The sequence below is a fragment of the Calidithermus chliarophilus DSM 9957 genome (genome assembly GCF_000430045.1).
Lineage (GTDB): Bacteria > Deinococcota > Deinococci > Deinococcales > Thermaceae > Calidithermus > Calidithermus chliarophilus.
The window spans coordinates 2,588,929-2,602,060 of sequence record NZ_KE387023.1 but is presented as its reverse complement, the minus strand read 5'-3'; the positions used below and the strand labels follow the sequence as shown (position 1 = coordinate 2,602,060).

Annotated in this window: 17 protein-coding genes; 14 read left to right on the top strand and 3 right to left on the bottom strand. The window is 69.9% G+C overall.

The annotated features are described in order from the left end of the window. The first annotated feature begins 5 nt into the window (after positions 1 to 5). The 9 genes from MEICH_RS0112610 to MEICH_RS0112570 all read left to right on the top strand — a co-directional run bounded on the left by MEICH_RS0112610 (position 6) and on the right by MEICH_RS0112570 (position 6,795). Entirely contained in the window at positions 6 to 680 is a 675-nt protein-coding gene (locus tag MEICH_RS0112610; protein ID WP_027892921.1) for a heme exporter protein CcmB, read from the top strand. 101 nt (positions 681 to 781) lie between these two features. Then, positions 782 to 1,474: a cytochrome c biogenesis protein CcsA gene (ccsA, locus tag MEICH_RS0112605; RefSeq protein ID WP_036218545.1), complete on the top strand. Its 693-nt coding sequence runs from the start codon at positions 782 to 784 to the stop codon at positions 1,472 to 1,474. Between the two features lie 13 nt (positions 1,475 to 1,487). Further along, a complete protein-coding gene (locus MEICH_RS30475; RefSeq protein WP_275052618.1) occupies positions 1,488 to 1,610 on the top strand; it encodes a hypothetical protein in 123 nt (40 codons plus the stop codon). 79 nt (positions 1,611 to 1,689) lie between these two features. Next, a complete protein-coding gene (ccmE, locus tag MEICH_RS0112595) occupies positions 1,690 to 2,118 on the top strand; it encodes a cytochrome c maturation protein CcmE (protein WP_027892919.1) in 429 nt (142 codons plus the stop codon). 106 nt (positions 2,119 to 2,224) lie between these two features. After that, a complete protein-coding gene (locus MEICH_RS0112590; RefSeq protein WP_027892918.1) occupies positions 2,225 to 4,246 on the top strand; it encodes a heme lyase CcmF/NrfE family subunit in 2,022 nt (673 codons plus the stop codon). Beyond that, the gene (locus tag MEICH_RS0112585) at positions 4,243 to 4,779 is read left to right on the top strand and encodes a TlpA family protein disulfide reductase (protein ID WP_027892917.1); all 537 of its coding nucleotides are present in this window, start codon (positions 4,243 to 4,245) and stop codon (positions 4,777 to 4,779) included. Before MEICH_RS0112590 ends, MEICH_RS0112585 begins: the two co-directional genes overlap by 4 nt. Then, positions 4,776 to 5,243 (top strand): cytochrome c-type biogenesis protein, encoded by a 468-nt coding sequence (locus MEICH_RS0112580; protein WP_027892916.1) that lies wholly within the window; start codon positions 4,776 to 4,778, stop codon positions 5,241 to 5,243. Before MEICH_RS0112585 ends, MEICH_RS0112580 begins: the two co-directional genes overlap by 4 nt. Beyond that, entirely contained in the window at positions 5,240 to 6,226 is a 987-nt protein-coding gene (locus MEICH_RS0112575) for a c-type cytochrome (RefSeq protein WP_084542290.1), read from the top strand. The genes MEICH_RS0112580 and MEICH_RS0112575 overlap by 4 nt, the downstream gene beginning before the upstream one ends. Then, positions 6,223 to 6,795: a Rieske 2Fe-2S domain-containing protein gene (locus MEICH_RS0112570; RefSeq protein WP_027892914.1), complete on the top strand. Its 573-nt coding sequence runs from the start codon at positions 6,223 to 6,225 to the stop codon at positions 6,793 to 6,795. Before MEICH_RS0112575 ends, MEICH_RS0112570 begins: the two co-directional genes overlap by 4 nt. 204 nt (positions 6,796 to 6,999) lie before the next feature. On the opposite strand, the gene tyrS is transcribed toward MEICH_RS0112570, so the two are convergent. After that, positions 7,000 to 8,286 (bottom strand): tyrosine--tRNA ligase, encoded by a 1,287-nt coding sequence (tyrS, locus tag MEICH_RS0112565; protein ID WP_027892913.1) that lies wholly within the window; start codon positions 8,284 to 8,286, stop codon positions 7,000 to 7,002. 50 nt (positions 8,287 to 8,336) lie between these two features. Between tyrS and MEICH_RS0112560 the strand changes: the two genes are divergently transcribed. From MEICH_RS0112560 to MEICH_RS24935, 3 genes are all read left to right on the top strand, one after another. Beyond that, entirely contained in the window at positions 8,337 to 8,720 is a 384-nt protein-coding gene (locus tag MEICH_RS0112560; RefSeq protein ID WP_157202768.1) for a hypothetical protein, read from the top strand. A 136-nt stretch (positions 8,721 to 8,856) separates the two neighbouring features. Further along, on the top strand, positions 8,857 to 9,150 hold the full coding sequence (rpsT, locus tag MEICH_RS0112555; protein WP_027892911.1) for a 30S ribosomal protein S20: 294 nt from the start codon (positions 8,857 to 8,859) through the stop codon (positions 9,148 to 9,150). Between the two features lie 11 nt (positions 9,151 to 9,161). Then, the gene (locus MEICH_RS24935; protein WP_036218544.1) at positions 9,162 to 9,248 is read left to right on the top strand and encodes a 30S ribosomal protein THX; all 87 of its coding nucleotides are present in this window, start codon (positions 9,162 to 9,164) and stop codon (positions 9,246 to 9,248) included. 384 nt (positions 9,249 to 9,632) lie between these two features. Here the strand turns inward: MEICH_RS24935 and MEICH_RS0112545 are convergent, their stop codons facing one another. Beyond that, positions 9,633 to 10,397, bottom strand: a complete 765-nt coding sequence (locus MEICH_RS0112545; RefSeq protein ID WP_027892910.1) for a DUF4388 domain-containing protein — start codon at positions 10,395 to 10,397, stop codon at positions 9,633 to 9,635. Further along, entirely contained in the window at positions 10,382 to 11,266 is an 885-nt protein-coding gene (gene thrB, locus MEICH_RS0112540) for a homoserine kinase (protein ID WP_036218543.1), read from the bottom strand. The genes MEICH_RS0112545 and thrB overlap by 16 nt, the downstream gene beginning before the upstream one ends. 117 nt (positions 11,267 to 11,383) lie before the next feature. Here thrB and MEICH_RS0112535 point away from each other — a divergent pair, with 117 nt between their 5' ends. Then, positions 11,384 to 12,229: a hypothetical protein gene (locus tag MEICH_RS0112535; protein ID WP_036218542.1), complete on the top strand. Its 846-nt coding sequence runs from the start codon at positions 11,384 to 11,386 to the stop codon at positions 12,227 to 12,229. 66 nt (positions 12,230 to 12,295) lie between these two features. After that, the gene (locus tag MEICH_RS24930) at positions 12,296 to 13,045 is read left to right on the top strand and encodes a hypothetical protein (RefSeq protein ID WP_157202767.1); all 750 of its coding nucleotides are present in this window, start codon (positions 12,296 to 12,298) and stop codon (positions 13,043 to 13,045) included. Positions 13,046 to 13,132 lie beyond the last annotated feature (87 nt).

Below are 13,132 nucleotides of genomic sequence, written 5' to 3'. Positions count from 1 at the left end.
ACACCATGACCCTCCTCACCCGCATCTTCTGGCTCGCCCTGCGCGACCTCACCCTCGAGCTGCGCGGGCGCACCGGCCTGCTGGCGGCGGTGTTCTTCCTCTTCACCATGCTGCTGATCCTGGGGCTGGCCTTAGGCCCCAACCAAGACGACCTGCGCAAGGCCGCGCCGGGCGTGCTGTGGGTGGCGCTGGCCTTCGCCGGGAGCCTGCTGGCGGGGCGGGCGTTCGGGCTCGAGGTCGAGGACAACACCCTCGACGACCTCCTGCTCGTCCCGGGGAGCCGCGAGTGGCTCTACTACGGCAAGCTGCTGTTTCAGCTCCTGCTGCTGCTGATCGTGGGCGGGGCGCTGCTGTTCCTGACGGCGGGACTTTTTTACTTGCCCCTCTCGGCGCTGCCCGGCATCCTGGTCACACTGGTGCTGGGAAGCATCGGCTATGCCTCCGTGTCCACCTTTTATGCCGGGATGCTGGCCCGGTTGCGCGGGCGTGAAGCCCTCCTGCCGCTGGTGCTCTTCCCGGTGGTGGTGCCGGTGGTCCTGGCCTCGGTGAAGGCGACGGCCTCGCTGGTGGAGGGCCTGCCGCTGGGGGAAGTGTTCAATTGGTGGCAGTTGCTCCTGGTCTTCGATGTCATCTACGTGACGCTGTGCGGCCTGCTCTTCCCCTATGTTTTGGAAGGGTAGCGTGACCGCGCCGTGACCAGCCTCGAGCCAGCCTGAGCTTAGGGGTAGCCCTCACATCCGTCTTGTCCGAGAATGGCGTAAGAAAGATCAAGGAGACTGCTATGAGCCAGACTAAACCGATGAATGCGCTGACCCTGGGTTCGCTGATCCTGGGCCTGTTGGCGCTGGGGGTGGGGGCCTTCCTGGCCTTCACCGCCCCGCCCGACGCCAACCAGGGCCACGTCTACCGCATCATCTTCCTGCACGTGCCTTCGGCCTGGGTGGGGCTGGTGGCCCTGTTCATCGCGGTGGCGTACTCCGTCCTCTACCTCGCTACAAGCAAGCCCCACTACGACCGCGTGGCGACCGCCGTGATCGAGGTGGCCCTGCTGTTCCTGAGCCTCACGCTCTTGTCCGGGATGCTGTGGGGGCGGCCCACCTGGGGGGTCTACTGGACCTGGGAGCCGCGCCTGACCACCTTCGCCATCCTGCTGGTGGTCTACATCGGCTACTTCGTGGTGCGCAGCGCCATCGAGGACCCCGAGCTGCGGGCCAAGGCCTCGGCGGCCATCAGCATCCTGGGGGCCGTGAACGTGCCCATCACCTACATGTCGGTCAAGTGGTGGCGCAGCATCCACCAGACCCAGACCTTCGACCCCACCACCGGGCGCAGCAACTTCGACCCCGCCATGCTGCCCGCCCTCCTGGTCAACATCCTTGCCTTCAGCATCCTCTTCGTGGCCTTCGTGCGCGTCCGCAGCCTGCTGGCCGAGCGCGAGGCCGTGCGCCAGGAGATGAGCCCCCAGGCCGGCTAACGAGGTGAGCTTTATGGACGGCAGCATCCTGCAAAACCCCTACAACCCCTTCGTGGTCTGGACCTACATACTCGGCTACGGCGGCCTGCTGGGCTACCTGGGCTACTTGCTGTGGCGCTACCGGCGGGAGAAGTGAAGCCAAACGCCGAGCGCCCGACGCCGAACGCCCAGCGCGAGCGGCTACCGGCTATCGGCATCTTTTCGTGGAGGTGCAATTGAAACCCAAGCACATCATCGGCATCGTGGTGGTGGTGGGGGCGCTGGCCTACCTGATCTTCGGGGGGCTGGGGCAAAACCTGGTCTACTTCTACACCCCCAGCGAGTGCCTGCAGAACCAGGCCAACTGCCAGAACCGCCAGGTGCGGCTGGGCGGGCTGGTCAAGGCCGGGACCGTGGACTACAACAAGGACACCCTCGACCTGCGCTTCGTCGTCACCGACGGCGTGACCGAGTTCCCGGTGCAGGCCAAGGGCACGCCCCCGGCGCTGTTCGGCGAGAACCGGGGCGTGGTGATCGAGGGGAAGTTCCAGGGGGGCACCTTCGTCAGCACCAACCTGCTGGTCAAGCACTCCGAGGGCTACCAGGCCCCCAAGGAGGGCTACACCCCCGAGCAGATCCGCAAGCTGATCGAGGAGGCGGAGTGAGGGCCGGCGTCGAACGCCCGAACCTGCGGGTTCCGGACGCTGAACCCGCGGCGTCCGGCTTCCGGCGCACGGCGTCGGGCGTCGAGCGCCCTCGAAGGGGGCTCACATGACCCCCGGCCTCCTGGGCGGGGTCGCGCTGCTCGCCACGCTGGTGCTGTCGCTGGTGGGGCTGGTGCTGGCGGGGCTTTCCTGGTGGGCGCAGGACCGGCGTTACCTCGAGGCCGCCCGCCGCGTCGCCCCCGTGGCCTTCCTCTCGGCCCTGGTGAGCTTCGGGGCGCTGGAGTGGGCGCTGCTGACCCACGACTTCAGCGTGCGCTACGTGGCGCTGCACCACTCGGTCAAGGACCCGCTGTGGGTGACGCTGGTGACGCCCTGGGCCGCGCTCGAGGGCTCCATCTTGCTGTGGGGCACCCTGCAGGCGATGTACACTTGGCTGGTCTCGAGGCGGGTGCAGGTGCAGGGCTCGGCGACGACCGGCCGCACCCTGCTCCTCGACCCCTGGCGGGCCCCGGTGGCGTTGGGGGTGCTCTTCGCCACCCAGGTCTTCTTCTTCGCGGTGATGGTCTTCGTGGCCCACCCCTTCGACGCGGTGCCCAACCCGCCCGCCGACGGGCGCGGCACCAACCCGCTGCTGCAGAACCACTGGATGATGGCGGTACACCCGGTGCTGATGTACCTGGGCTTCGTGGGGTTGTCGGTGCCCTTCGCCTACGCGGTGGCCGCCATGGTGGCCCGCCGCTACCAGAGCTGGATCTTCGAGACCCGCTGGTGGACGCTGGTGGCCTGGGGCTTCCTCACGGCCGCCATCTTCGCGGGCAAGTGGTGGAGCTACGAGATCCTGGGCTGGGGCGGCTACTGGGCCTGGGACCCGGTGGAGAACGCCTCGATCATCCCCTGGCTGCTGGCTACCGCCTTCCTCCACACCACGCAGGTGCAGGAGCGGCGGGGCATGTTCAAGCCCTGGAACTTCGCCTACATCACCTTGGCCTTCGCGGCCACGGTGTTCGGCACCTTCCTGACCCGCTCGGGCGTGGTCCAGTCGGTGCACGCCTTCGGCGACGGCCCGGTGGGCAGCTTGTTCCTGGCCTTCCTGCTGGGCGTGCTCGCGCTGGGGCTGGGCCTGTTGAGCAAGGTCAGCGGCGAGGTGCGCGACGCGGGCGAGGTGCGCTGGCGCACCCGCGAGGGGGCCTTGCTGGCCGGCTCGCTGCTCTTCGGCACCATGGCCTTCGTGGTGGTCATCGGCACGGTGTGGCCGCTGGTGGTGGAGGCGCTGAGCGGGGCCAAGGTCTCCATCGGCGCGCCCTTCTTCAACCAGGTCTCGGCCCCGCTGGGCGTGGCCGCGCTGCTGCTGATGGGGGTCGGGCCGGTGCTGCCGTGGCGCAACACGGGCGGGGAGATCCGGCGCAACCTCGTCGTGCTGGGCGTGGCGCTGGCCGCGGGCACGGCGGCGGGCCTGTTGCTGGGCCTGACGCTGGGCGTGGCCCTGGCCGTGGGCCTGTTCGTCTATAACCTCGCGGCCGTGGCCCTGATGGTCGGGCAGGGGGTGCGGGAGCGCTCGAGGGCGCTGGGCGTCTCGCGCGGGCGGGCCTTCCTCGAGCTGGCCTCGAGCTCGCGCCGCCGCTTCGGCAGCCACGTCGTGCACGTGGGCTTCGCGCTGGCCGCCCTCACCATCGCCTTCAGCCAGACCTACCGCTTCGAGGAGTCCAAGACGCTGCGGCTGGGCGAGAGCTGGCGAACCGCCGGGGTGGAGATGACCCTGCGCAACGTGGGGGTCGAGGATCAGGGCAACCGCCAGTCGGTGTACGCCCGGGTCGAGGTGCGCGGCGTGGACCGCCGGGGCCTGTGGGCCGACGGCACCTACACCACCCGCCTCAACTTCTACCCGCAGATGGGCAACCAGGGCCTGCACGCGCCCGACCTCAAGTACACCCTCTACAACGACTACTACCTCATCCTCCAGGCCTTCGACACCGAGCGCGGGCAGTGGGCCACGCTCCGGCTGGTGGTCACGCCGCTGGTGCTGTGGCTGTGGGTCGCGGGGGCCGTCATGGCGCTGGGCACGCTGTACATCCTCTGGCCCAGCCCCGCGCCCCAGCGGCAGCAGGCCCCGGGAGGTGCCCCCGCATGAGGCGCTTCTGGCCTTTGCTGGTGCTGGCGCTGGGGGGGCTGTTCTGGTGGGGCCTGCAGCGCCCCGACCCCAACGCCCTCCCCTCGGTGCTGGTGGGCAAGCCCGCGCCCACCTTCGAGCGGCCGCTGCTGCAGCCTTACCGCGCCGAGTGGGGCGACCGGCTCGAGCTGGGCGAGCAGGTGGGCTCCAGGCCTATCCTGATCAACTTCTGGGCCAGTTGGTGCCTGCCCTGCCGCGACGAGGCCCCGCTGCTGGAGGCCTACTGGCGGCGTTACCGCGACCGGCTGCTGATCCTGGGCGTCAACGTGCAGGACACCGAAGCCAAGGCGCTGGAGTTCATCCGCGAGTACGGCCTGAGCTTCCCCAGCGTCTTCGACCCCAAGGGCACGCTCGGCGTGGACTACGGCACCTACGGGGTCCCCGAGACCTTCGTCATCGACGCCGAGGGCAAGGTGCTGCAGCGCCACGCGGGCCCCGTCAACGAGGCGGTGCTGCGGGACATGCTCCGCAAGGCCGGGCTGGAGGGGCTGTGAGGCTCGCCCTGCTGCTGCTGACGCTGCTGGGCCTGGCGCTGGCCCAGCCGCCCCAGACCACCCCGCCCCCCGACCTCTCCCCCGAGGTTTTCCGCATCGCCAAGGGCCTGCGCTGCCCGGTGTGCCAGGGCGAGTCGGCGAGCGAGTCGAACTCGGGCGTGGCGCAGGAGATGCGCCGCCTGATCGCCGAGCAACTGGCCCAGGGCAAGAGCGAGGCCGAGATCCGCCAGTTCTTCGTCGAGCGCTACGGCCCCTGGATCCTCTACGAGCCGCCCAAGCAGGGCCTCACCCTGTGGGTCTGGCTCTCGCCCCTCATCGGGCTGGCCCTGCTGGCCTATGGCCTGTGGCGCTACCTGGCCGCCACCCGCGCCCGGGCCGTGCCCGCCGACGTCTCCGAGGAGGAGATCGCCCGCCTCGAGGCCGAGCTGCACCAGCCCCCCGACCCCCACCGCCGAACCCCATGATCATCGCCTACCTTGCCTTCGCCCTGCTGCTCGTGCTGGCCCTGGCCTACGTGCTGCGCCCGCTGTTCAGCCCCTCCCAGCCCTTCCCCGAAAGCCCCCGCCCCCAGGAGCTGCGCTCCGAGCTCGAGCTGCTCAAGAGCCAGGCCCGCGAGGCCGAGGGCGAGGAGCGCAGGCGGCTGCTGGCCCAGGCGGTGCGCCTGGAACGCGAACTCGCCGACCTGGGCCACCCCGCCCCCGCGCCCCGCAAGCTCTCCCCCGCCGCCCTGGCCGTGGTCACGGTGAGCCTGCTGGTGGTGGGGGCCGGGCTGTGGCGCTTCACCGTGCCCCGGTTGCCGGGCGAGACCATCATCACCAGCCGGGCCGAGGCCGCCCGGCTGCGCGACCTCGAGAGCCGCGCCCGCGCGAGCAACCAGGCCCAGGACTGGCTGGCCTACGCCAACGCCGCCTGGGAGGTGCAGGACTTCGAGCGCGCCAGCCAGGGCTACCTCGAGGTCGCCAAGCTCGAGCCGCGCAACGTGGTGGCGTTGCGCCGCCTGGGCATGCTGCTGTTCTTCGCCGGGCGCAGCGAGCAGGCCCTGCCCGTGCTGGAGGTCGCCACCCGCGCCGACCCCTCCGAGCCGGAGGGCTGGCTCTTCCTGGGCAACATCTACTTCCAGATGGGCCGCGCCGAGGACGCCGTGCGGGCCTGGGAGAGCTACAAGGCCGCCGGGGGCGAGTCGGCGCAGGTGGACAACCTGATCCAGACCGCCCGCCAGCAGCTACAGACCGCCTCACCAGGCCAGCGGGTCTACCTGCAGAAGTGCGCCGCCTGCCACGGCGCCCAGGCCCAAGGGGGCAGCGGCCCGGCGCTCAAGGGTAACCCTGCGAGCAAGGTCCCCGAGGCCGTGCGCGAGATCGTCACCAGGGGGCGCGGCAGCATGCCCGCCGTGCCGATGGGCGCACAGGAGCTCGAGGAGCTCATCGCCTACCTCAAAAGCCTATGAAACTCGGACGGCGCGACATCATCTGGATCATCCCCAGCGCCATCGCCGCGGGGTTTTTCGGCTGGCTGGGCTACCGCACCGTCTACATCCAGTTCCTCAAGACCGGCGTGGCCGAGCCGGTGTGGAAGGACGGGCCGAGGGTCCGGGTCGCCGACGCGGGCGAGCTCGAGCAACCCTGGTCGTTCAAGTACTTCGAATACCCCGTCCGCATCGGCACGGCCGAACGCAAGCTGCAGGCCGTGGCCTTCCGCCTGCCCCGGCCGGTCTCGGGGAGCCTCGAGCTCGACGGCGCCCACTTCCTGGCCCTCTCCCGCGTCTGTACCCACCAGGGCTGCACCGTGAACTACGTGGACAACCCCGAGCTCGGCGCCATCGCCTACAACTACCGCACCGACCACCCCTTCCTAGGCTGCCCCTGCCACTTCGGCGCCTTCGAGCCCCTGCAAGGCGGCCGCGCCGTGTACGGCCCGCCGCGCTTCCCGTTGCCGAGACTACGGCTCGAGGCCCAAAACGGGACGATCTACGCCACCGGCCACGAGACCCCGCTCCGCCCGATCGAGCAGGGCTGAAGCGGTCAGCTTTTAGCCATCAGCCGTCAGCCGTCAGCTCATGGCTGGTGGCCTGTGGTTTCTGGCTTGTCGAGGACCTAGGGTCAAGGGTTAAGGGCCAAAGCGTCTTGCGTCTTGCGTTTGGCGTTTGGCGTACGACCCGTGCCCGTCGTCGGGCGTTTGGCGTTCAGCTATCGGCTATCCGCTATCGACTATCGACGTCCCTCATCCCCCCACCTCTACCCTCACGAACTTATCCTTGCCCCGCTGGAGCACCAGCGGCTGCTCGAGCGCGACCTGGGCGTTGGGGTCGGCCACGACCTCCCCGCCGATGCGCAGGCCCTTGTTCTGGATCATGCGCTTGGCTTCGCCGTTGGAGGCGGTGAGGCCGGCCAGGGTGAACAGGCGCGCGACCGGGATGGCCCCGTCGCTGAGCTCGGAGGGGGGGACCCTTACCACGGGGATGTCGTCGGGGATGACGTTGCGGGCCACCTGGTAGTAGCGCTCCTCGGCCTGGCGGATGGCCTCGACGGACCCAGCGTCGCGGTCGTGGCCGGCGGCCTCGAGGCTGTAGCCGAGCTCCTCGTAGAACGCGCGGTCGATGCGCGTGGGGACGAGGCCCTGGGCGTAGGCGCCCGTCACCAGGCGGGCGAGCACGCGGTGCGCCCCCACGGGGCCGCCCTTCGCCAGCACCTGCGCGATCTCTTCGGGCGTGAGGTCGGTGCACAGCTCGAGGTAGCGCGGCAGGAGCGGGTCCACCACCTGCATGAGCTTCTTGAACACCACCGCGGGCTCCTCGTTGATGCCGATGTAGTTGTCGTAGCTCTTCGACATCTTGCGCCCGTCGGAGCCCTCGAGCAGCGGCATGATGAAGGCCACCTGCTCCTCGAGGCCGTAGGCGCGCTGCACCTCGCGGCCCACGAGCAGGTTGAACTTCTGGTCGGTGCCGCCCATCTCCACGTCGGCCCGGATGGGCACCGAGTCGTAGCCCTGGGCGAAGGGGTAGAGGAATTCGTGGATCGAGATGGGCGTGCCCGAGGTGTAGCGGTTCTTGAAGTCCTCGCGCTCGAGCATCTGCGCCACGGTCACCTGCGAGGCGAGCTTGATGACCTCGGCGAAAGTGAGGCGCTCGAGCCACTCCGAGTTGTAGCGCAGCTCGAAGCGCTCGGGGTCGCGGTGCAGGATCTTGGAGACCTGCTCGACGTAGCTCTTGGCGTTTTCGCGGGTCTCCTGCAGGGTGAGGGGCGGGCGGGTGGCGCTGCGGCCGGAGGGGTCGCCGATCATGGCGGTGAAGTCGCCGATGATGATGACCACCTTGTGCCCGAGCTCCTGGAACTCGCGCATCTTGCGCAGCACCACCGCGTGCCCGACGTGGATGTCGGGGCGGGTGGGGTCGAGGCCGAGCTTGATGGTGAGCTGCCGGCCCGACTCGAGCTTGCGGCGCAGGTCCTCCTCGGGAATGACCTCCACGGCAGCGCGTTTGAGTGAGTTAAGGGTTTCCTCAACCGTCATGCGCACAAGTATAACCGCTGAAAAAGCCCTTTCCTGCATATACTGGGGCCGTGCTGCGTCTACTGTTGATACTGGTGCTGTTGGGTGCAGCCCTGGCTTATTACGCCGAGCAGGTGGGGCTGGGGGTGGGCTATCCGCCCTTCGTCCCGATGGTGTACTGGAAATACAACGGCGAACAGAAGTACAACCTCCGCGTCACCGGGGTCAACGCCGCCGTGAAGGTCAAGCTCGACGGCCAGCTCAACGACGGGGCGCTCGAGCTCAGTCTCCTCCAGGGGGGCCGCCAGGTCGGGCAGGCCCGGCGCTACAAGGGCCGCTTCAACGACATCGCGCTGTTCTACGTCAACCCTGGGCTCTACACCGTGCGCTTCCGCCTGCAGGACGCCAAGGGCTACGTCCGCATGGACTGGGTGGGCACCCGCTTCGAGTATTGACGCGGGCCGCCCCGCCGCGCTTGGGGGTTGCGTGGCCGGTGGCGGCTTGGTAAATCGCTCATGCATGTGCTAGACTTGTGAGCGGTTTGCCCGGAGCCCCAAAGGTGTGGCCCGGCAGTCTTGATTCAGGAGAAACATGGCACAGAAGAAAAGCACCCGTAACCCTTCCGCGATGAAGCGGCACCGCCAGTCCCTCAAGCGGCGGGCCCTCAACCGCTCGAAGAAGGCGACCATCAAGACCGTGACCAAGAAGGCCCTGACCCTGGCCCAATCCGGCAACGCCGAGGAGGCTACCAAGGTCATGCGCTACGCGGAGAGCCTGATCGACAAGGCCTCCAAGGGCTCCACCCTGCACAAGCGGGCCGCCGCCCGCCGCAAGTCGCGGCTGATGGCGAGCATCCACAAGCTGCTGAACCCGGCTAACGCCTGAAGGAGCTGAACATGGGCAAGGGCGATCGTCGCACCCGGCGGGGCAAGATCTGGCGCGGCACTTTCGGCAAGTACCGCCCCCGCTCCAACAAGAAGTAACCGTCAAGGCCTGACCCGTTCCCCTCGAGCCCAGCGCTCGAGGGTTTTTCTTCTAGTGCTTGTGGGGGATGGGGTTGGTTTGCGGTGCTTTGGTTTGGCGACCACGGTTCCGCCGTCGGGGGAGCTAGGGAGAGGCGATTCCCCATCACCTCCCCCTCAGCTCCCCCGACACCCCCGTCACCCCCTCCCTCGCGAGCCGCACACCCCGGCCGGGGCGGGCAGCACGGCACGAGCGCCCGTCTCCTGGGAGGTGGGGCTGTAGTTAGCTGTTGGGCCGGGCACAACCCCAGTGGATGATTGATTTCAACGAGGCTATCGGCTATCGGCTATGGGCTATCGGCGTTCGGCCATCGGCGTTGGGCACCGAGTGCCCAACACGCACCCTCAAGCCGGCGACGTGGTCCGTGTCTCGGCCTCGAGCTCCCACAGCAGGTCGCGCAGCAGCCAGCCGCGGCCGGGGGGCTGGATCTCGCCCGAGAGCAGGGCGCCGATGAGGTAGCGGCGCACGGCGCTGAGCTCGAGGCCCCCCGTTTGGACGATCTCGCCGATGTTGCGGGTGCCGTCGAGGGCGACGGTGATGCGGTCCTCGAGGCGGGTGAGGGCCCCGGCCTGGGTGCGGCGGGCGGAGGGGTGGCGGATGCGCAGGGCGAACCAGGCGTACTTGCGCAGGGGCACCAGGTCCCCCTCGTGCAGGCCGCGCCAGGCCCGCTCCGCGGCCACGATCAGGGGGACGCCCCAGGCCTTGGCCGCGGCCCTGACGCTCTTGCCGCCCACCAGCACGGTGAAGGGCTCGATGGGGCGGGGGCTCTCCACCACGCGGCTGGGCGAGTCGAGCAGGCGGTGAAAGCGGCTCCACTCGTCGTTGAGGCGGGCCCACTCGCCCATGAAGGTCTTGAAGCCCATGAGGGGCGTGCCGCTGTGCGGCTCGTTGATGAACTCGAAGCGGCCCTCGTGGGCGTAGAGGGGGAAGGTGCTGATGGCCTCGAGGCCCGTCCAGTCCCAGATCCCCCCGTCCACCACCTCGCCGCCTACGAAGTGCAAGGTCAGGGGCAAGTCGCCGACTTTCAGCTCCAGACGCCCCGTGCGACGCCCGCCATGCAGCAACTCCATGACGTCGGCGATCGGAATGGTGCTCAGGTCTCCTTCCACGTGTACCCTGCTCCCGGTCCTAGAATAAGGGTTCGGCCGCCCGAACCGGCATACCCGCCGAGCGCCTCCCGGACGGGCGCCTCCAGGCCCGGCCGGACGACGGCCGCCAGGGTCGGGCCTGCGCCCCCTACGAAGGCCGCGAGGGCCCCGGCGGCGTAGGCGGCCTCGAGCGCCCCCTCCAGCCCCGGCATCAGGTGGGCGCGGTGGGGCTGGTGCAGGCGGTCGCGGGCGGCCTCGCGCAGCACCTCGAGGCGCCCGCTCGCCAGCGCGGCCGGCCACAGCGCGCTGCGGGCGAGGTTGAACACCGCGTCTTGCAGCGGGTAAAGCTTCGGCAGCGCGGCCCGGGCCAGCGGGGTGGGCACCTCGTAGGCCGGGATCGCCAGCACGAAGCGCACGTCGGGGACGGGCAGCGGGATGGCGAGGGGGGGATCGGCCAGGGCCGCCACGAAGCCCCCGTAAACGGCCGGGGCAACGTTGTCGGGGTGGCCCTCGATGCGGGCGGTGACGGCGAAGACCCCGTCCTTGCCCAGCTTGCCCCCGCTCATGCGGTCGGCGACGGCGGCCCCCGCGACCAGGGCCGCCGAGCTGCTGCCCATGCCCCGCGCCAGCGGGATGGGGTTGTCGGCCCACAGCGCGACGGGCGGGGCGGCCTGGCCCAGCTCGGCCCAGGCGGCGCGGTAGCCCTGGTGGACGAGGTTGTCCGGGGTGGGGGGAACGGCGCCCTCCCCGGCGTACACGAAGCGGTCGCACGGGGCGGGCTCGGCCCGGACCGTGAGGTAGACGTCCACGGCCACCCCTAACGCGTCGAAGCCGGAGCCCAGGTTGGCGAGGGTTGCCGGAACCAGTACCTCTAGCACGCCCGTAATCATACCGAAAGCAGCGCGGGGGGCCATGCTACACTGGGGCCTAGCTTTCCGGCTCGCACGCCCGCCTCGGCGGATGACGGGACGAACACCGCGTGGCGCAAAAACCGGGGGTAAACGTTGATGGATACAGCTTCGCGTGGTCTTCTCGACACCGTCAGTCCTGCCCTGTTGGCCTACCTCTTCGGTTTCCTCCCCCAGAACGACCCCCTCACCGAGTGGGTCCCCGGCGAACTGTTGACCCCGGAGTTCGTCCAGCGCCTGCGCGAGTCGCAATTCACCGGCTTCGCCCTCGCCAAGCTGCCCAAGGGCCACGGCCTGCTGGTGTTCTACAAGGGGCGGCTGCTCGAGGCCTGGCGCCAGGAACCCCAGGGCTACGAGGCGGGCACCACCGCCTACCGCAACCTCATGGCCGAGCTCGCCCTGGGCGGGCTCTCGCTCTATAAGCTGCGCCTGGAGGGCATCCCCTGCCTGCTGGCCCTCACCCAGGGCTCGCCGCGCTTTTTGGCCGTGGCGCCGCGCTCGCTGCAACTGGAGACCCTGCTCGACTCGCTGCGGCAGGAGCACTTCAGCGGGGCCCTGGTGGTCGAGGACGGCAGCGCGGGGCGGGCCTGGTACTTCTACCGCGGGCAGCCGGTGTTCTCCCCCGACCTCCCGCGCGACCTACGCGAGGGGCGGGTCCACCTGCTGCAGTCGCCCGGCAAGGCCCCCCAGGACCTCTTCGAGGTGCTGCAGCGCGAGGAGGAGGAGCGCCGCCGCCAGCAGAGCGACCGCATGTGGGAGTCGGTGGAGCAGGTGCTGCGCGAGTACATGGGCCGGGGGGCGGCGGGGGCGCTCGAGCGCCTGCGCAAGTCGCTCCCCGAGGAAAACCCGGAGCTGCTGCGCCAGGGGCTGGCGCGGTGGCTTACCCAGACCCTCGAGCCCGGCGCGGCCAAGCTCTTCGAACAGCTCATCCAGCGGCCGCGCTGAAGGGGTCGCGGCGCGCCCGGTTCGGCGAGACCGGGGTAGAGGTGTGCGTGCTGTTACAATCGCCTCATGGGGAGCCTGACAATTCCGATGTACCTGATGGCCGGGCTGTGGCTGGCCTGGGCCGTCGGTGCCCTATCCAGCGACTTCGTGCGTAGCCTTTCCGTAACCCTGGCCGACTTCCTGGGCGCGGCGATGCTGGTGGGCCTGGCCTACCGCTCGCCCTCGGTGGTGCGCCTGCCCCTGCTCGGCCTGGCGCTGGGGCTGGCGGTGCTGGGCGCCGGGGACTTCCTGCTCTCCCTGACGCGCCTGAACCCCGGCTTCACGAGCGCCGACGGCCTGCGGGAGGGGCTCTACCTGCTGAGCGCCCTGCTGGTGCTGGCCATGGGGGCGCTGCTGCCGTGGGCCATGGAGCGCAACGGCCTCTACCCGCAGGGCAACGCCCTGCGCTTCACGCTGATCGCCGGGCTGACCGCGGCGCTGCTGGTGGTGTTCGTGCAGGCCTTCCGCGACTCGAGCGCCCTCAGCATGCTCTTCCAGGGGGTGGTGTTCTTCCTGACCGTGCTCTACCTCCAGCAGACCGCCGTGCTGGCGGGTGGCCGCATCGCCCGCAGCCTGAGCGCCCTGAGCCTGGCGCTGGTGCTGGTGAGCCTGGCGCGGGTGGTCGCGGTGCTGGGGGGCGACGCCCGGTGGGTCACGGTGCTCTACGACCTCTTCTGGCTCGGCGGGATCAGCCTGCTGGTGTGGACCGGCTCCCGGGTGGCGATCCCTACCCGCGGGCCGAGCCTGGGGGCGACCCCCACGCCCAGAAAGCCCTGACCTCCCCGCGCTCGAGCGCCGCTCGAGCCTCGGGCAGCGCGTCGGCCAGCTCGTGGGCTAAGAGCCCCACCCGGCCCCGCCGGTCCC

Coding starts and splice junctions, on each gene's coding strand:
- MEICH_RS0112610 (WP_027892921.1), top strand. CDS start 6: ATGACCCTCCTCACCCGCATCTTCTGGCTCGCCCTGCGCGACCTCACC.
- ccsA (WP_036218545.1), top strand. CDS start 782: ATGAGCCAGACTAAACCGATGAATGCGCTGACCCTGGGTTCGCTGATC.
- MEICH_RS30475 (WP_275052618.1), top strand. CDS start 1,488: ATGGACGGCAGCATCCTGCAAAACCCCTACAACCCCTTCGTGGTCTGG.
- MEICH_RS0112590 (WP_027892918.1), top strand. CDS start 2,225: ATGACCCCCGGCCTCCTGGGCGGGGTCGCGCTGCTCGCCACGCTGGTG.
- MEICH_RS0112585 (WP_027892917.1), top strand. CDS start 4,243: ATGAGGCGCTTCTGGCCTTTGCTGGTGCTGGCGCTGGGGGGGCTGTTC.
- MEICH_RS0112575 (WP_084542290.1), top strand. CDS start 5,240: ATGATCATCGCCTACCTTGCCTTCGCCCTGCTGCTCGTGCTGGCCCTG.
- MEICH_RS0112570 (WP_027892914.1), top strand. CDS start 6,223: ATGAAACTCGGACGGCGCGACATCATCTGGATCATCCCCAGCGCCATC.
- tyrS (WP_027892913.1), bottom strand. CDS start 8,286: ATGACGGTTGAGGAAACCCTTAACTCACTCAAACGCGCTGCCGTGGAG.
- rpsT (WP_027892911.1), top strand. CDS start 8,857: ATGGCACAGAAGAAAAGCACCCGTAACCCTTCCGCGATGAAGCGGCAC.
- MEICH_RS24935 (WP_036218544.1), top strand. CDS start 9,162: ATGGGCAAGGGCGATCGTCGCACCCGGCGGGGCAAGATCTGGCGCGGC.
- thrB (WP_036218543.1), bottom strand. CDS start 11,266: ATGATTACGGGCGTGCTAGAGGTACTGGTTCCGGCAACCCTCGCCAAC.
- MEICH_RS0112535 (WP_036218542.1), top strand. CDS start 11,384: ATGGATACAGCTTCGCGTGGTCTTCTCGACACCGTCAGTCCTGCCCTG.
- MEICH_RS24930 (WP_157202767.1), top strand. CDS start 12,296: ATGGGGAGCCTGACAATTCCGATGTACCTGATGGCCGGGCTGTGGCTG.